At 68.9% G+C, this 17,169-nt stretch carries 17 protein-coding genes and 1 pseudogene; 7 read left to right on the forward strand and 11 right to left on the reverse strand.

What is annotated here, in order from left to right; genetic code table 11:
- From HOV77_RS32960 to HOV77_RS32970, 3 genes are all read right to left on the reverse strand, one after another.
- Positions 1-1,428: M28 family metallopeptidase (locus HOV77_RS32960; protein WP_290869741.1), on the reverse strand; the 1,428-nt coding region annotated here is incomplete at its 3' end.
- A gap of 84 nt (positions 1,429-1,512) precedes the next feature.
- A complete protein-coding gene (locus HOV77_RS32965) occupies positions 1,513-2,751 on the reverse strand; it encodes an Ig-like domain-containing protein (RefSeq protein WP_290869744.1) in 1,239 nt (412 codons plus the stop codon).
- A 114-nt stretch (positions 2,752-2,865) separates the two neighbouring features.
- Positions 2,866-4,020, reverse strand: coding sequence for an amidohydrolase family protein (locus HOV77_RS32970; protein ID WP_290869746.1), 1,155 nt, complete (start codon positions 4,018-4,020; stop codon positions 2,866-2,868).
- 104 nt (positions 4,021-4,124) lie between these two features.
- Here HOV77_RS32970 and HOV77_RS32975 point away from each other — a divergent pair, with 104 nt between their 5' ends.
- On the forward strand, positions 4,125-4,613 hold the full coding sequence (locus HOV77_RS32975) for a hypothetical protein (RefSeq protein WP_290869749.1): 489 nt from the start codon (positions 4,125-4,127) through the stop codon (positions 4,611-4,613).
- 106 nt (positions 4,614-4,719) lie between these two features.
- A complete protein-coding gene (locus HOV77_RS32980) occupies positions 4,720-5,058 on the forward strand; it encodes a hypothetical protein (RefSeq protein WP_290869752.1) in 339 nt (112 codons plus the stop codon).
- On the opposite strand, the gene HOV77_RS32985 is transcribed toward HOV77_RS32980, so the two are convergent.
- On the reverse strand, positions 4,988-5,638 hold the full coding sequence (locus HOV77_RS32985) for a TetR/AcrR family transcriptional regulator (RefSeq protein ID WP_290869755.1): 651 nt from the start codon (positions 5,636-5,638) through the stop codon (positions 4,988-4,990). The two genes, HOV77_RS32980 and HOV77_RS32985, sit on opposite strands and share 71 nt — an antisense overlap.
- 89 nt (positions 5,639-5,727) lie before the next feature.
- Between HOV77_RS32985 and HOV77_RS32990 the strand changes: the two genes are divergently transcribed.
- Entirely contained in the window at positions 5,728-6,927 is a 1,200-nt protein-coding gene (locus HOV77_RS32990; RefSeq protein WP_290869758.1) for an FAD-dependent oxidoreductase, read from the forward strand.
- 51 nt (positions 6,928-6,978) lie between these two features.
- Here the strand turns inward: HOV77_RS32990 and HOV77_RS32995 are convergent, their stop codons facing one another.
- Together HOV77_RS32995 and HOV77_RS33000 are read right to left on the reverse strand one after the other, a co-directional pair.
- Positions 6,979-7,200, reverse strand: a complete 222-nt coding sequence (locus HOV77_RS32995; RefSeq protein WP_290869761.1) for a DUF397 domain-containing protein — start codon at positions 7,198-7,200, stop codon at positions 6,979-6,981.
- A gap of 140 nt (positions 7,201-7,340) precedes the next feature.
- Positions 7,341-8,024 (reverse strand): glycosyltransferase, encoded by a 684-nt coding sequence (locus HOV77_RS33000; protein ID WP_290869864.1) that lies wholly within the window; start codon positions 8,022-8,024, stop codon positions 7,341-7,343.
- A 25-nt stretch (positions 8,025-8,049) separates the two neighbouring features.
- Here HOV77_RS33000 and HOV77_RS33005 point away from each other — a divergent pair.
- A pseudogene (locus HOV77_RS33005) lies at positions 8,050-9,957 on the forward strand (discoidin domain-containing protein); the annotation flags it as partial.
- Between the two features lie 18 nt (positions 9,958-9,975).
- Here the strand turns inward: HOV77_RS33005 and HOV77_RS33010 are convergent.
- From HOV77_RS33010 to HOV77_RS33025, 4 genes are all read right to left on the reverse strand, one after another.
- Complete coding sequence (locus HOV77_RS33010; RefSeq protein ID WP_290869764.1) at positions 9,976-11,025, reverse strand: LacI family DNA-binding transcriptional regulator; 1,050 nt, start codon at positions 11,023-11,025, stop codon at positions 9,976-9,978.
- 60 nt (positions 11,026-11,085) lie between these two features.
- Positions 11,086-11,625: a general stress protein gene (locus tag HOV77_RS33015; protein WP_290869767.1), complete on the reverse strand. Its 540-nt coding sequence runs from the start codon at positions 11,623-11,625 to the stop codon at positions 11,086-11,088.
- 79 nt (positions 11,626-11,704) lie between these two features.
- On the reverse strand, positions 11,705-12,247 hold the full coding sequence (locus tag HOV77_RS33020; RefSeq protein WP_290869770.1) for a potassium channel family protein: 543 nt from the start codon (positions 12,245-12,247) through the stop codon (positions 11,705-11,707).
- A gap of 114 nt (positions 12,248-12,361) precedes the next feature.
- Complete coding sequence (locus tag HOV77_RS33025; RefSeq protein WP_290869773.1) at positions 12,362-13,762, reverse strand: glycoside hydrolase family 6 protein; 1,401 nt, start codon at positions 13,760-13,762, stop codon at positions 12,362-12,364.
- Between the two features lie 146 nt (positions 13,763-13,908).
- Here HOV77_RS33025 and HOV77_RS33030 point away from each other — a divergent pair, with 146 nt between their 5' ends.
- Positions 13,909-14,766 (forward strand): PHP domain-containing protein, encoded by an 858-nt coding sequence (locus HOV77_RS33030; protein ID WP_290869776.1) that lies wholly within the window; start codon positions 13,909-13,911, stop codon positions 14,764-14,766.
- Here the strand turns inward: HOV77_RS33030 and HOV77_RS33035 are convergent.
- Entirely contained in the window at positions 14,757-15,734 is a 978-nt protein-coding gene (locus HOV77_RS33035; protein WP_290869778.1) for an exo-alpha-sialidase, read from the reverse strand. The genes HOV77_RS33030 and HOV77_RS33035 overlap by 10 nt on opposite strands.
- Positions 15,735-15,888: 154 nt before the next feature.
- Here HOV77_RS33035 and HOV77_RS33040 point away from each other — a divergent pair, with 154 nt between their 5' ends.
- Together HOV77_RS33040 and HOV77_RS33045 are read left to right on the forward strand one after the other, a co-directional pair.
- The gene (locus HOV77_RS33040; protein ID WP_290869781.1) at positions 15,889-16,452 is read left to right on the forward strand and encodes a TetR/AcrR family transcriptional regulator; all 564 of its coding nucleotides are present in this window, start codon (positions 15,889-15,891) and stop codon (positions 16,450-16,452) included.
- The gene (locus HOV77_RS33045) at positions 16,452-17,051 is read left to right on the forward strand and encodes a hypothetical protein (protein ID WP_290869783.1); all 600 of its coding nucleotides are present in this window, start codon (positions 16,452-16,454) and stop codon (positions 17,049-17,051) included. Before HOV77_RS33040 ends, HOV77_RS33045 begins: the two co-directional genes overlap by 1 nt.
- The last annotated feature ends 118 nt before the right edge of the window (positions 17,052-17,169 follow it).

Below are 17,169 nucleotides of genomic sequence, written 5' to 3' on the forward strand. Positions count from 1 at the left end.
CACGATGTGCACCTCGACCGTCGAGCCGGCGCCGGCGTTGCCGGTGCAGCCCGAGATGGTGATCAGGGACTCGACCGTGGTGTTGTCTGGGATCGTCACATCGGTCGCGTTGGTCTGCGAGCACCCCGCCGGTCCGTTGACCGTCAGGCTGAACGTCGTGCTGTGGGTCGCCGACGTCCCGGTGCCCGTCAAGGTGATCGCATAGGTCCCGGGTGCGGCCGAGGCCGACGCCGTGATCGTGGCGGTCGAGGAGCCTCCGGTAGTCACCGTCGACGGACTGAAGGACACGGTCACGCCGCTCGGCGTACCAGTTGACGTGAGCGAGATGGATTGCGCGGACCCGTTGGTGAGCGCGGTGCTGACCGTCGTGGACAGTGAGCCGCCGGGGTTGACCGAGCCCGAGGTGGGCGAGGCCGCGATCGAGAAGTCGTTGCCCGCAGGAGTGCCCACCGCGTAGTTCCACAGCGCGTAGGCCGCCGCGTCGCCCGCACGGTCGAGGACGGTGTCGTTGATATTGCCGGGGTAGGTGTCGCAGGCGCGGTGGTAGCACGCGTCGTAGGACGCGCCCGCGGTGCCGCCCCACTTGGTGGCCTGGGCCGAGGTCTTCGTCGCGCTCGCGCCGGCGGCGATTCCGCTGGTCTGGATGCCCGCGCTGTTGAACGACGCGTCGTCGGACCGGCCGGCGCCCTCGGTGTTCTCCTCGGTCTGGATGCCGATCGAGTCGTAGTACGCCTTGACCGTCTGCCCGATGGAGCTGGTGATGCGGTTGATGAAGTAGCCGGCGTTCGTCGAGGCCACCATGTCGAAGTTGAAGTAGCCCTTGATCTTCGCGCGCTCGGTGGAGTTCAACGTGGACACGTAGTACTCCGAGCCGTTGAGGCCCTGCTCTTCGTCGGTCCACCAGCCGAACCGGGCGTGGTTGAGCATCGCCGGGTTCTGTGCGGCGAGGGTCAGCGCGATCTCGAGGATCGTCGCCGAACCAGAGCCGTTGTCGTTGATGCCGGGCCCGGCGGAGACGCTGTCGAGGTGCGCGCCGAGCATGTAGACGATGTTGGCGTCACCGCCACCGCCCGGCCAGTCCGCGATGATGTTCGGCCCGGCGCCGCTGGTGCAGCCGGACGCGCAGGTCTGCTTGACGACCGAGAATCCGGCCGCAACGAGCTTGTCGTAGACATAGTTCACCGACGCCGTGTAACCGGCCGTGGTAGAGCGTCGGGTGCCGCCGTTGTTGGTCGCGATCGTCTGCAATTGCTGGAGATGCGCCTTGGTGTTGGCCAGCGAGATGTCGGGCGCGGCTGCTGCTACCGCGGTGACACTCGGGGCTGCGACGGCCACAGGGATCGTCGCCGTCGCGGGGGTGGCGGGGACTGCGAGGGTCAGCGCGGCTGCCAGGGTGAGGCAGGCGCGCCAGATCGGTTTGTGTGTCAACGCCGTACTCCTCGTTACAGGTAGGTGAACCGGGGATCACCGGCTGCTGCGAGGATACGGATGACTACGATGTATGTGAATACCTCAGCTCGGAGTTGGCTCAGGGCTGGCTGAAGAGCTCGCCGGGATCGCGCTTCCTTGCACGTACTCGTCCCAGGTCTTGTCGAAATCCGTCCAGCCGTTGCCGTACTGGAGTTGCCGGGAGGTGCCCTTCACGACGACGGGATCGCCGATCCTCGTCTGCTGGAACAGCCACTTCGCGTTCGCCGCCGACATGTTGATGCAGCCGTGCGACACGTTGCGCTTGCCCTGGTCGGAGACGGACCACGGGGCCGAGTGGATGAACTCGCCGCCCCAGGTCAGCCGCTGTGCCCAATCGATGTCGACGCGATAGCGGTTGGCCGGATTCGGATCGGTACGCGTGTCGAACACGGTCTTCGCGAACTTCTCGATCACCACCATCGTGCCGCTGGACGACGGCATACTCGGGCGGCCGAGGCTCACCGGGATCTTCTTCAGGACCGTGCCGTCCTTCGTCACCGTCATCACCTTCGGCGACGCCTTGTCGTCCACCGTCATCACCAGCGCCGGGCCGATCGTGCAGTCCAACGTCAGATCCGTACGCCCGAAGTAGCCGTCGCCGCAGGGCAGCCCGCCGACTCGCAGGTCTACGCGTACCTTGGTGCCGGTCTGCCAGAACTCCTTCGGCCGCCAATGCATCTCGGTGTCGGTGTACCAGGTCCAGATGCCTTCCTGCGCCGGCTCGGCCGACACGAGGAGCCGCCGCTGAACCTCGGCCCGCTGATCCTTCGGGATCGCCCGGCTCAGCTGGATGATCAGCGGCATGCCCACCCCGACGACCGCGCCGTCGGCCAGGAAGCTGATGAACCGGACCTGCTTCGACGGCTTCGCCATCACGGTGAACTTGCTGGTGGCGGTGGCCGTCTTCCCGTCGGCGTCGGTCGCCGTCACCGTCGCGGTGTAGGTCTTGCCGTACTCCAGCGTCTTGGCGGGCAGCCAGCCCTTGCCGTCCGGATGCATCGCCCCGTCGACGGCCGTCCCGTCACTGCTCTTCAGCTCGACGGCGGTCTGCTGGGCGTCGGTGGCGGCGAACACGATCTCCGCCGAGGCCGGCACGTCCTTCGCGTCGGCGGCTGGAGCCGAGATGGTCACCTTCGCCTTCGAATCGCTCTTCCCGCCGCCGTTGCTGCCCTGCGAACCCGGCGTCTTCTTGTCATCGGTGCAGGCTGCGAGGCTGGTCAGCCCGGCGCTCGCGCCCACGAGGCCCAGTGCGGTCAACGTGCGGCGTCGTGTCCAGCTCATGACTCATCTATACCCCGAATTTGTTCCCGCTGCTTCGGGCGCTGGATCAGGGTTCTCGGTCGAATCTTGGGGCGGGATCGACCCAGATCCCTGATCCGGCAGGACAACACAGGGTCAGCGGACGCGTACGCCCCCACGCCACACGCCGACGACGTCGTGCATGGCAGCGGTGTCGACCAGCGGATTCCCGGCGACGGCCAGCAGATCGGCCTCGTAGCCGGCGCGAATCCGGCCGACCCGGTCACCCACCCGACACAGGTCGGCGGCCCGCGAAGTCATCGATCGCAGCGCGTCGGCCGGGGCGTACCCGAGGAGGGTCACCATCTCCCCCACGCCGTAGGGCAGGCAGTCGTGCGGTTTCGCCGGGCCGATGCCCGCGTCGCTGCTGCACACGACCGGTACGCCGGCCTCCCGGATGCGATGGAACACCGCCGACAGCTGGGGGATCAGTGCGGCGATCCGCGGCGGCAGTTCGAGCCCGGGCAGGTGCCCGAGGGTGGCCGACACGGTCACCCCGTTCGCCAGCAGCGCCTGGATGACCGCGTCGTCGGCGGACGCTCCCGTCTCGGTGGTGAAAGAGCAGTGCTCGACGGAGTCGAACCCGGCCGCAGCGGCGTTGAAGATGCCGGGCGCACCGTGGGCGTGCGCGGTGATCGGCAGCCCGGCCCGGTGCGCCTCGTCGACCGCGGCGCGCATGGCGGCCATCCCGAACTGGGCCAGGTGCGGGTGCGTACCGGCGGTCAGTTCACCACCGGTCGCCATGACCTTGACGACGTCGACGCCACGTTCGGCCCGCTCGCGGACGGCCTGGCGTACGCCGTCCACCCCGAGTGCCTCACCACCCAGGAACCAGCAGTGCCCTTTGACGGAGGTGATCGGCGGGCCCGCGCTGAGAATCCGGGGCAACCCCGGCTCGTCGCGCAGCGCCAGCGTCACATAGTTCCGATCGCCGAGATCGCGTACGGTCGTCACCCCGGCGCGCAATGCTCGGGCGGCCGCTTCGCGAGCTCCGGTGAGTAGTTCGGCGTCGTCCACCCGATCGAATCGCCCGACGGCGTCCCGCGAGGCGTCGAAGGTCAGATGGATGTGCGCGTCGACCAGACCCGGCATGAGCGTCGCGTCGCCGAGCTCGACGACTTCGGCGTCGGCGGGCGGCTCCAGCCCGGCGGCCGCCGCCACGATTCTTCCCTGTTCCACCAGTACGACCGGCTGTTCCAGCAGAGCGGCGTGCTCTCCGTCGAACAGGCGGGCGGCTCGCAGCGCCAGCATGCAGACACGGTACCGGTCGGACACCTACGGTTGACCAGAGCGCTGCCGCAGATCACGCGCGCGTCTTATTGCACATGGATGGCAACAACGGGCACAGTAGCTTGATGATCCCGGGCTCAGGCATCCCGACCACCGTGGAAGTCATCCTGCTCTCTCAGCGGGACGGCCGGCTGCGCTATCGCACGGTACGCGCCGGACTGCGGAGCGGCGCGTTTCCCGACGACGTTGCGCTCGGCTTGTCCGGCCTGAAGTTGTGCACCCCCGGTGGGTTGCTGCACTCGACGTCCTGGCGGCATACCGCCGACACCCTGGTGCTCACGTATGCCGCCCTCCCCGATCCCCGGCCGGACCTGGCCTCGGCCGACGTCTCCGTCGACGGTATGCGCTCCGGCCTCGGCCCGCTCGTGCCCAGCCCGCCCAGCATCGACGCCGACGCCGTGGCCGCCCACGCCTGCCGCCACCTGGCACTACTGCGTACCACCGACGATTTGGCCGCCGACGCCGCTCGGTCGCAGCCCGAACTCTGGACCCTCATCGCGAAGCTGATGCCGGGGACGGCGGGGAGTCCGCACCCTCCGCACCTCGTCTGCTGACCCCTTCGGGCTCTACCGGATCACGGATCTGGGTCCATCCCGCCCCAAGATTCGACCGAGAACCCTGATCCAGCGCAGAAAGGACAGGTGAGGTTAGAGTCACCGCATGCTGCTCCCCCGACTGCGTGTGACCGAAGCGGACGGCGACTCCTGGGACGACCCGTCGGAGGAGCAGTTGGGCGTACTCGTCGACGGACTCGGTCCCGATCGGCGGTTCCTCGTCGTCGAGCGCCACGATCGGCCGTCCGCCTGGCAGCATTTCATCCAGGCGTACCGGGAAGACGACGGCACGTTCCGAGTGGAGTTCCGCGAAGGCGGGCCGGAGGCTCACTTCGAAGCGCGGACCACGGACGAGAAGCTGGTCCGCCAGGTCGTCACGGCGTGGGCGTTCGACCAGCCGGGGTGGCGGGAGCAGCTGCCGTGGCAGTTGTGGCAGGCGGGCTGAACAGCCCGGCTCGCAACGCGACCGCTCCGACGGCCGCCGCTCGCCGGGCGAACGCCTCGTCGATCGGTGCGCGGGTGACGAGCAAGCGCAGGAAGAACGGCGCGCCGATGGTCTCGATGGCCGCCCGCGCATCCGTCCCGGCCGGGAGTTCTCCGCGCGCGACGGCATGGTCCACGATGGACTCCGCCAGCCCGAACCGTTCGAGGAAGAAGCCGCGGACGACCTGAGCCGCGCGTTCGTTTCGCGGGGCTGCGGCCGCCAGTCCCATCACGAGATCGCCGGGCTCGCCGGCCATCCCTCGCCGGATGAGCAGCGCCAACTCGACGAGGTCCTGTTCCAGATCGCCGGTGTCCGGGATCGGCACGGCCTCGGTCGCGTAGTCGGTCAGCAGGTCGCCGAGGATCCCTTCGAGATCGGTCCAGCGCCGGTAGATCGAGGTCTTGTTGACGCCTGCTCCGGCGGCGATGCGGTCGACGGTCAGTTCGGCGTACCCGTCGGTCATCAATTGCCTGGTCGCAGCCATGACCGCGGCGCGAACCCGAGCGCTGCGCCCACCTGGCCGCCGAACTGTCTCCGTCATGACACCCACCTTATCGCACCGACTGTTGCTTTAGAGCGGGACTCGTGGCAAACTCAAACGCAACGGGAGTTGCTATAGGGGAGGAACTCATGGAGACCACGGTTTGCGTCGTCGGTGGCGGTCCGGCTGGACTGGTGCTCGGTCTGCTGCTCGCGCGTCAGGGCGTCGACGTCACGGTGCTCGAAAAGCATGCGGACTTCCTGCGGGACTTCCGCGGCGACACGGTCCACGCCTCGACCTTGACCCTGCTCGACGAGATCGGCCTCGGCCAGAAGATCGACGAACTTCCCGGGCGCAAGGTCCGCGGCCTGCGCGTCAGCTTCGACGACGGCACCTACCAGGTCGCGGACTTCGGGCGGCTGCCCGGTCCGCACCCCTACCTCATGTTCCTCCCGCAATGGGACTTCCTTGAGCTGCTCGCCCGCGAGGGCGCCCAGCTGCCGACCTTCCGGCTGCTGCGCTCGACCAAGGTCACCGGACTGCGGCGCGGCCCCGACGGCTCGGTCACGGGAGTGGTTGCGGAAGGGCCTGAGGGCGTGGTCGAGATTCGCGCCCGGCTCACGGTCGCTTGCGACGGCCGAGATTCACTTGTACGCGATGAGCTGGGGCTGAAGCCGGAGACCTATGCCGCCCCGATGGACGTCCTGTGGTTCCGGGTGTCGCGGCGACCGTCCGACCCCGACGGTCTGGACATGCGCGTCGGCGCGGGAGGTCTGCTGTTGTGCATCGACCGGGGCGAGTACTTCCAGTGTGCGTTCGTGATCGCGAAGGGCGGTTATGCGGCCATCCGGACGCAAGGGTTGGACTCGTTGCGGGCGCATGTGGCACGCCTGGCGCCGGCGCTGGCCGACCGCGTCGGCGAACTGTCCACCTGGGACGACGTGAAGCTGCTGACGGTGACGGTCAACCGGCTCGACGAGTGGCACGCCCCGGGCGCGTTGCTGATCGGCGACGCGGCGCACGCGATGTCGCCGATCGGCGGGGTCGGAGTGAACCTGGCGGTGCAGGACGCCGTGGCCGCCGCTCGCCTGCTCGGCCCGATCCTGCAGGCGGGGCGTACGCCGACCGCCGCCGAACTGGCCCAGGTGGAGCGCCGCCGTCGTCGGCCCACCGTGGTCACCCAGAACATCCAGCGGCTGGCTCAGCGCCGGATCGTCGACCCGCTGCTGCACGCGACCGGCCGGATCGTCGCGCCGTTGCCCATCCGCCTGCTGCGCCGACTGCCCGCGCTCCAGGGACTGCCGGCCCGGTTGATCGGCTTCGGCGTCCGGCCGGAGCATCTGAAGTAGCGGACGCACGGGAAGGGAGGGCCGGCCGGGGCCCTCCCTTCCCGCACGGTGCTACAGGTCGAACTCGCCGTCCTTGGTTCCCGCGACGAACGCCGCCCATTCCTGCTCGGTGAACAGGAGAGCGCCGCCGTCGGGGTTCTTCGAGTCCCGGACGGCCACACCGGCCGGGACGAAGGCGACTTCGACACAGTTGTCGCCGCTGGGGCTGCTGCGGGCGCTCTTTCGCCACACCGCGTCCGCCAGCTTCGGATCGGTACTGCTCTGGTCGTTCATCGATTACCCCCGAACGCACCTCGAGGTTGATGGTCACCTTTTCGTACCACGCCGCGGCCGGTTCGCGGGCACGAAACGGCGATCGCAAGCCTTCCGGGCGACCGTGGCGAGGCAAGCCTGAGAATAGCCTGAGCGTTCAGTCAGTGAAGCACCGACCTATAGACCTCTTCATATCCGGCGGCCATCGTGGCCACGTCGAATCGCTGTTCGACATGGGAGCGGCAGGCACGGGCAGTCAGTTCCGGAAGGCGGCCGAGAGCGGCGGCCAGTTCCTCCGGCTCGGTGCAGACGAACCCCGTACGCCCGTGGTCGACGACTTCGGGGACGGATCCGTCGGCCAACGCCACGACCGGAGTGCCGCACGCCATCGCCTCGATCATCACCATCCCGAACGGCTCCGGCCAGCGGATCGGGAAGAGCAGCGCGGAGGCCTTGGCGTACAGCTCTCGTTTTAGTTCGGCGTCGGCCTCGCCGACGTAGGTGACGCCACTGCCGAGCAACGGGCGGACGACCTCGTCGAAGTACGCCTCCTCGGCCGGTTCGTTCATCTTCCCGGCCAGCACCAGTGGACGCCCGGCCTCCCGGGCGGCCTTGATGGCGAGGTCGGCCCCCTTGTCCTCGGTGAACCGCCCGATGAACAGGACCCAGTCCTCCTTGGTCTCGCAGAACGGATAGTCCGCGACCTGGAGTCCGTTGTAGACGGTGGCGACCCAGTTCAGGTCGGGGGCCCGGGAGCGCTGCGACTCCGAGATGGCGACCAGCGCCAAGTCCTTGCCGAATTGGCGGTAGTACTCGCCCGGCTCGCCGTCGAGCGGGCCGTGCATCGTCGCCACCGTCGGAGCGTGCCGCGCGGCCGCGTTCAGCGATCCGCAATGGCTGCGGATCGATCTCGGCTCCACCGCCTCCGTCAGCCAGGTCGTGCTGCGGTGGGAGGCGGCTTACGCGACGGCGTACCAGATCCAGGTCTCGGCCGACGGAGCCGCGTGGACCACCGTGTACAGCACTTCCACGTCGACCGGCGGTACGCAGACTCTCGCGGTCACCGGTTCCGGCCGTTACGTACGCGTCTACGGCACGGCCCGGGCGACGGCGTACGGGTATTCCCTCTGGGAGTTCCAGGTCTACGGGACCACCGGCTCGACCGGCTGCAACACAAGCACGAACGCGGCGCTCGACAAGCCCGCGACCGCCTCTTCGACCGAGAACGCCGGTACGCCCGCTTCCGCCGCGGTCGACGGCAACGGCGGGACTCGGTGGTCGAGTGCGGCCGCCGATCCACAGTGGATCCAAGTCGACCTCGGGTCGACGCAGTCGATCTGCCAGGTGACGCTCACCTGGGAGACCGCGTACGCGACGGCGTACCAGATTCAGGTGTCGGCCGACGCGGCGACGTGGACCTCGGTCTACAGCACCACCACGTCGACCGGCGGCACCCAGACGCTGACCGTCGCCGGATCGGGCCGCTACCTCCGGGTCTACGGAACGGCCCGGGCTACCCAGTGGGGCTATTCCCTCTGGGAGATCGCCGTACGCACCACCGGCGGTACGCCGCCGACCAGCAGCCCGCCCCCGACCGGTGGCGACGTTCTGCTCTCCTACAACAAGCCGGGCGTGGCCTCGACTTCGCAGAGTGACGCGAACTGCTACGAGTGCACCCCGGCCCGCGCGTTCGACCTCGATCCCGCGTCCCGCTGGGCGACCAGTTCCACGACGGGCTGGGTCGATCCGGGCTGGATCTACGTCGACCTGGGTGCGACCGCCGCGATCCATCAGGTGATCCTCCAGTGGGATCCGGCGTACGCGACGGCGTACCAGATCCAGGTGTCGCCGGACGCCGCGAACTGGACCACGATCTACAGCACCACGACCGGGCACGGGTTCAAGGAGACCCTGACGGTCAACGGCACCGGTCGCTACGTGCGGATGTACGGCACCGCCCGGAGCAGTGCGTACGGCTATTCGATCTGGGAGTTCCAGGTCTACGGCACCGGTGGCAACCCGACGACCCCGCCGGCCCGCCAAGCCGATCCGACCTTCCCCGCGACCCACCTCGTGTTCAGCGACGAGTTCAACGGGGCCGCCGGCACCAAGCCGGACGCTGCGAAGTGGACGATCGACACCGGCACCGGCCAGAACGGCGAGCTGCAGTACTACACAAACAACGCCAACGCGTCGATGAACGGGACGGGTTCACTGGTGATGGAGGCTCGCCGGGAGACCGTCGGCGGCAGCAGCTACACCTCGCACCGGATGAACACCGGCGGCAAGTTCACCTTCCAGTACGGCCGCGTCGAGGCCCGGATCAAGGTCCCGAAGGGCAACGGTTTCTGGCCCGCCTTCTGGATGATGGGGGCCGACTTCCTCACCGGGCGGCCCTGGCCGTACAACGGCGAGGTCGACATCATGGAGATCCTCGGCAAGGACACCACTCGCAGCTACACCACTCTGCACGCGCCCGCGTACAACGGGGGTGGCGGTTATGGGTTCGAGAAGATCTGGCCGACGGACCTGTCGGCGGACTATCACGTGTACGCGGCCGAATGGGACAGCAAGGGCATCCGCTTCTTCGTGGACAGCACGGAGGTGTTCTACGCGAGCAAGGCGACCGTCGAGGCGACCCGCGGACCGTGGGTGTACGACCACCCGTTCTACGTGATCCTCAACCTCGCGGTCGGCGGTGACTGGCCCGGCGCGCCCGACGCCACCACGCCGTTCCCGTCACAGATGCTCGTCGACTACGTCCGCGTCTACCAGTAGGACCAGCAGTACCGGCCCCTAGGCCGAGCCGCGCTCGACGAGTTCCGGATGGAAGATCACCGAGCGCGGCCGGCCGTCGGGCTCGCGGATGCGGGCCAGCAGGAGGCGGGCCATCTCGGCGGCCATCTCCTCGATCGGCTGCCGGATGGTGGTCAGCTGCGGACGGCAGGCCAACGCCGAGACGCTGTCGTCGAAGCCGACGACGGCCACGTCCTCGGGAATCCGCCGGTCGAGGTCGCGTAACGCTTGCAGGGCGCCCTCGGCCATCAGGTCGTTGGCGACGAAAAGCGCGTCCGTCTCCGGGTACGCACTCAGCAGCGCCCGGGCGGCGCGTTCACCGCCGGCTCGGGTGAAGTCGGCCGGCTCGGCCGGGACGAAGGCGTACCCGTGGACGGCGAGGGCCGAGCGGAACCCGGCGAGCCGATCCTGCCCGGCGGTCGTGTCGAGCGGGCCACAGACGGTCGCCGGATGCTTACGCCCCGACGCGATGAACCGTTCGGCGGCGAGCCGGGCGCCGGTCTGCTGCTCGACGTCGACATAGCTCATGGGCAGCGGTCGGCCGGGCCGGGCCGACAACACCGCCGGTACGCCCAGATCACACAGCTGCTGCGGGAGCGGATCGGCGACGTGGCTGGAGATGAGCAGCACCCCGTCGACGTGGCCCTGGCGCAGATAGCGGAGGACCTGCTGCCGGGCCGGCGCGTCCGCAGGCATGATCACCAGGTGGATGCCTTCCGGGCGCAGCACTTCCAGCGCGCCCGCGGTGATCCGGCCGAGGTACGGGTCGGTGAAGATCCGGCTCAGGAACGGCTCGGCGAACTCCCGGTCGGCCGGTTCGGAGACGACCAGCGCGACCGAATCGGTCCGGCGGGTCACCAGCGATCGTGCCGCGTGGTTCGGGACGTAACCGGTCGCCTCGATCGCCCGTTCCACGATCTCCCGGAGTTCGGGGTCGACTGTGGACACCTGATTGATCACGCGGGACACGGTCGACCGGCTCACGCCCGCGTACTCCGCGACCTGCTCTAGCGTGGGCGCACGGGGCGCGGGCGGACGAGGGGCGGCCATGGTGCCCAATCTATAGCAACGAAGCCGGAGAGCGCTCCCCCGCTCAACGCTCCGACGGCCTCAGGCGCTCGCCCCGTTGGCCTGCCAGTTCAGGCGTACGAGCAGCTGACGGGCCTGCTCGGCGTGGTCGGCCGAGACGGCGATGGCGTACTCCCCGGCGGTCAGGGCACTGCGGGAGGTGAAGTCGCGCTGCCCACGGGTGGCGGCATGGGCGATCGCGCCGAAGATCGCGCCCCAGACCGCACCGATGAGCAGACCGGCGATCACGACGCCGAACCAGTTCCCGACGGCGAAGATGCCGAAGAGCAGGCCGATGAACAGACCGAACCACGCGCCGCTGGCCGCACCGGCCAACGCCGCCCGGCCGACGGTCATCCGGCCCAGCACGTTCTCCACGAGGCGCAGGTTGGTTCCGACGATCGAGGTGTGCTCGACCGGGAACTTGTTGTCCGAGAGGTAGTCGACGGCGCGCTGCGCGGAGGCGTAGTCGCCGTAGGTCGCGACGGTGACGGTCGCCTGCCCCTGGCCGGCCCCGGCGGTGGCGATCGCGTCGGCGGCCGGGCCCACGGCCGGGCCGGTCGGGATCGAACTCATGGTCATCTGTCCTCCTTCATCCCCTCGATCATCACCTGTCCCCCGATGCGCCCGCAGGGTAAACGGAGGAACTCATCGGCCCAGTTCAGCGGGTGCGCCGGGCGCGAGCGCGCTCGGCGAGCTGACGCGAGAGCACCGAGGCGGTCGTCGCGAGGACGGCCACGTTGAAGAACATCTGTACGCACAACACCCCCCGAGCGAACTGCCCGTGCGCGGAGACGTCCCCGAAGCCGACGGTCAGCAGCGTCGCCGTCGCGTAGTAGAGCGCGTCGATCCGGGTGGACAGGCCGATGAACTCGCTCGGGGCGTACACGGCTATGGCGTAGTCGATCAGGGCGAAGAGCAGCAGTCCGCCGAGGATGCCGACGGTCAGCCCGCCGAGCGGGGCGTCGGGCTGGTCGAGCTGCCGGAGCAGCTGATTCTTGAGCCCGAACAACAGCGCGATCAGGGCGACGAGGGTGAGCCCGATCTGGAGGAAGATCAGCCAGTCGCCGGTACGCGGCCGGATCGGCACGGCGAAGTAGAGCAGCAGCAGCGCCAGGCAGGTCAGCCCACTGCGTTCGAGGATGCCCCGGGCGGTCGCCTTTCTGAGGCGATGAGTGGAGCCCTGCGACTTTTCCGGTGGCATGCCCAAATTGTGCCCTGCGGCGGCGGTCCCGAGAGCACCAGATCACGGATCTGCATGCGATCAAGGCCCAAGATCGCATGCAGATCCGTGATCTGCAGGAATGAAAGCAGGAGGTCAGGAGCCGGTGATCAAGTGCATCGCCAGGTCGGGGCTGAACTGACCGGCCGGGATGCCGGCACCGATCCCGCAGTCGCCGTCGGAGTCGCCGGGCACCTTCACCCACAACAGCATTTCGGCTCCGCCGCCGACCTGGGCCGGCGACCCCAGCTGCCGCTCGGCCGGGTTGCACCACTCGCCGTTGGTGCCCTTCCCGTTGCGGCTGGTGTCGACGACGAACGGCTTCGCGTCCGCGCCGAGTTCGGTGTTCACCGCCGCCCCGTACGCCACGTCGTCGCTGGTGGCGAAGTAGTTGGAGACGTTGATCGAGAAGCCCCGGACGTTGGTCAGCCCGGCGGCGGTCAGCCGGTCGGCCATCGTCCCGGCCGCCACCCAGCCCGGGTTCCCGGCGTCCAGGTACGCCCACGTGTTGGGCGCCTTGTCGTGGAACTGCTGCGTCGCGTACAAGATCATGTCATTGCGGGTCTTGATGGCCCCCGAATCCATGCAGCCGAAGTCGGCGAGCGAGTCGGGTTCGATGATCACGACGGCCGGGCGGCTGCCGATGGCCGAGGCGAACGCGGCGATCCAGGTCTGGTAGGCGTCGGGTGAGCCCGCGCCGCCGCCGGAGTGACCACCGCAGGCGTCGCGCCCGGGGATGTTGTACGCGACCAGGACCGGAAGCTTGTCGGCAGCGTCGGCCGCCCCGACGAACGAGCCGACGGCGGTGCCGATGTCGCCGCTCCACGCGCCGAACCACCGGGCCATGGGCTTGGTCGCGATGGCCGCGTTGATCTGAGCGGCCCGGGAGTCGCCGCCGTTGTTCCGGACCCAGACCGCCGGATTGGAGTCGGGATCGACGTAGAACCCGCTGGTCAGGTCGAGCGGCGAGCCGCTGCCGGTGGTGGCGTCCACGAGCGACACGTTGTCGATCCAGAAGTTGTACGCACCACCGGCGAGCCCGCCGAGTTGGAAGGTGATCTCGCCGTTCGTGGTCTCCAGCGTGCCGGTGAAGGTCCAGCTGAAATGCCGCGAAGTCGCGTCCACCGTGAACAGCTGGTCGATCGTGGCCGGGTACGGGTCGGCGTTGAGCTGCACAGTCGTGCGTACTGTGCGAGTGGCCGTGGCGGAGGCGTCGAAGGACAGCGTGTAGCTGTGGTTCTGATGCAGCGTCAGGGCCGGTGACTTCTCGCCGAACATGGCGTCCCAGCGGTTGGCGGTGCCGCCGGGGACGGCCGCCTTGAGGCGTCCGCCGTCGACGCTCAACGGCAGGTTGCCGGTGCTCCACCACGGCGAGGTCGACGATGAGAACGTGCCGTTGGTGATCAACTCCGGACCGGCGTACGCGGCCGGCGCGGCGAACAGCGCGAGCGGCAGAGCGAGGGCGGCCGCGCCGAGCAGCCGGGACAACTGTCGCATGAGTTCCTCCCCAGGATGTCGCGAACATGGAAACGATTCCAGAGGCATGCTCCGCCCTAGACATCGACACTGTCAAGATTGTCACTGGCTGTCCCCGATCGGCGGTCCGGCTGCCAAGATCACCCGTCGGCCGGGAGAATGGAGACGTGATCGACCTTCACACGCACTCGACCGCCAGCGACGGCACCGACACTCCGGCCGAGCTGGTCCGGCAGGCGGCCGCGGCCGGTCTGGACGTCGTCGGGCTGACCGACCATGACACGACCTCCGGGTGGGCGCCGGCGGTGGAGGCGCTGCCACCTGGGCTCACCCTGATCCGGGGAGCCGAGGTGTCATGCCGCTGGTTCGGCCCGGATCGCACGGTCGGGCTGCACATGCTCGCGTACTTGTTCGATCCCGCGGAACCGGCGTTCGCCGCCGAACTCGCCCGGGTCAAGCAGGCTCGGGAGTCCCGGGCCGAACGCATGGTCGGGCTGCTGCGCGCCGACGGCGTCGACATCGACTGGGACGAGATCCACGCCTTCGCCGCCGGGGGCACCGTCGGCCGCCCGCACATCGCCCAGGCGCTCGTCCGCGCCGGCTTGGTGGGCACAGTCTCCGAGGCGTTCGCATCGCACTGGCTGGGTTCGCGGTATCGCGTACCCAAGGAAGACGTCGAAGTGTTCACGGCGCTGAAGCTGATCCGCGGAGCCGGCGGGATTCCGGTCTTCGCCCACCCCCTGGCCGCGCGCCGGGGCCCGATCGTGCCGGACGAGCTGATCGCGGAGCTCGCTGCCGCAGGCCTGTTCGGCATCGAGGCGGACCACGAGGACCACACTCCCGCCGAACGCGCGCACGTGCGCGAGCTAGCGGCCGACCTCGGCCTGGTCGTGACGGGGTCCAGCGACTACCACGGCCACAACAAGGTGGTGCGGCTCGGCGCGAACACCACCGCGCCCGAGGTTCTCGATCGCATCGTGGACGCCGCGACCGGCGCGAAACCCGTCGTGGGCGCTCACGCGTAGTCGGCCCGCTCGCTGGTGAAGGCGACGACGGTCGCTTCCGGCACGTCGAAACTCACGGTCAGGAAACGTCCCGGCTCGAGCTCCACACTGGACGGATTCGCCTGGTCCGGGTGGCCGGAATCGTAAAGGTGGCGGTCGGTCCCGATCCACTCACCCTGCGGGTGGGTCACGATCCGCGCGACGGTGCTGCGGCGCGGTGAGAAGCGTTTTGAGATGTCGCCATACGCGATGAGCAGCGCTCCGTCAGCGAGAAGCAGCACGTGGTGCGACGACGCGGGTAGGTCGGTCTCCACGGGAGCCGTCCAGGTGCGACCGCCGTCGGCCGAGCGCGCCAGATAAGCGTGCTCCACCGACGTACGCAGCAACGCGACGACCTCGCCGCTCGGCAGAACGGTCAACGTGGGCTCGCGGAAGTGGAACTCGGTGCTGATCCCGAGCGGCACCGCCGTCTCCGCCGCCCACGTACGCCCACCGTGGGAACTGCGTACGGCGAAGGCGCTGTCGAGCCCCGTCCCCTGCCGGGGATCGACTCCGTAGACGGGCAGCAGAAGATCGCCGTCCGGCAGCTCCACCGCCGCTCCGTGGGAGACCGCCCAGAGCAGCTCGTCTCCCCCGGCGACCACCGGATCCGACCAGGTTTCCCCGCCGTCTTCGCTGCGCATCACGCTGGTGCCGAGACAAGTGAACGTGCCGTCCGGATGCCAGTCGAGGATGAAATAGCTCACCAGGACGGTGCCGTCGCGCAGCTGGACGAGCTTGGGATCACGATCGTCGTACTTGCCGTCGGCGACGACGCGGGGCTCGGACCAGCTCCGGCCCTCGTCGGCGGACTCGACGAGCATGATCCGCCCGTCGGCGCGCACGTGACCGGTGCTCTCCCGGTACGCGCACAGCAGCCGCCCGTCGGCGAGGGCTACGAGGTCGGGGAAGTGCGGAAGCGTGCCGGATGTGGCTCGGGCGACGATCACCCCCGACACGCTACCCCGCTGCTCAGCGGTTTCGGTGGACTCCCCGCGTCGTACTCACCGGCGTCCGGGCGAAACCATCACGGTTGACAGGCGTTGGCTATGTGCCGTAGCTTTAAAGCTATGAGAGATAGCCAAGCGCTCGGGGGTGATCGGGATGCCTAGGGTCGGACTCACCCCGGACCGGGTCGTCGACACCGCGATGACCCTCGTCGACGAGCGCGGTCTCGACGGGCTGACGCTGGCCGCAGTCGCCGACCGGTGCGGTGTGGCCGCACCGTCGCTCTACAAGCACGTGAGCAACCTGGCCGACCTGCGCACTCTCGTCGGCGTACGCGTGCTGCGGGAAATGGCCGATCAGTTCGCCACCGCCGTCATGGGACGCAGTGGAGCCGACGCGGTCGCGACGCTGATGCGGGCGTACCGGGGTTATGTGGTGGCACACCCCGCCCGGTACGCCGCGGTTCCCGCCGATCCGCTGCACCAACCCGAGTACGCCGAAGCCGGCCGGCGGCTCCTCGAAGTGATGGGGGCCGTATTGCGTCCGTGGCAGTTGACCGGCAACGACCTCGTGCACGCCATGCGAGCCGCACGGGTGATCACCCACGGCTTCGCCTCCCTGGAGTCGGCCGGCGGCTTCGGCCTGCCCCAGGACCTCGACGAAACCTACGAACGCCTCATCCACATGTTCTTGACCTCGCTCACCCCTCAGGAGTCCTGATGTCTCGCAACCGTCTCGCCGCGATCGCGCTGGCCGTGTCCGGTGTGCTGTTCCTTCTCTACCCCGCCCTGCGTCCGTGGGCCGATGAGACCACCGCGGCCGGAGCCCTGCACTCGATGGGGTCGCCCTGGTGGGTGGCCACGCATCTCTTCGCAATGATCGGCTTCATCCTGGTGCCGCTGGCCCTGTTCCGGGTCGACAAGACGGCCGCCGTGATCATGTGGATCGGCGCGGGCCTCACGCTGCCCTACTACGGCGCCGAGGACTTCGCCCTCAACACCCTGGCGCGCAAGGTCAAGGACGGGCAGTCACTGGATCTGCTGGACCTGTCGGACAGCATCCGATTCCACCCGGCAGCTGTCGCCACCTTCTTCGTCGGCCTGCTGCTGCTGGGCATCGGCGCGGTCTGGGCGGCCGTCTCGGTGTGGCGCGGAAGCGTACTGCCGAAGCTGTCCGCGCTGCTGTTCGGAGCGGGATTCGCTCTGTTCATCCCGCAGTTCTTCACCGGTGAAGCGGTCCGCATCGGCCACGGTGTCCTGATGCTCGCCGGATGCGTCTGGCTCGCCGCCGCCCTGTGGCGTACGCCGGACCCCGCCTGACGGCATCCACAAGCGAGAGGCCACGCGGCGCAGCCGCGTGGCCTCTCGCGAACCCGCTGCTCAGGATGGGTGGAGGTTTGACGATCAAGCGATCCGGCTATGGCAGTACGCAGATTGA

Origin of the sequence: Hamadaea sp., from assembly GCF_013362815.1 — a bacterium.
In the GTDB taxonomy this organism is placed as follows: Bacteria; Actinomycetota; Actinomycetes; order Mycobacteriales; family Micromonosporaceae; genus Hamadaea.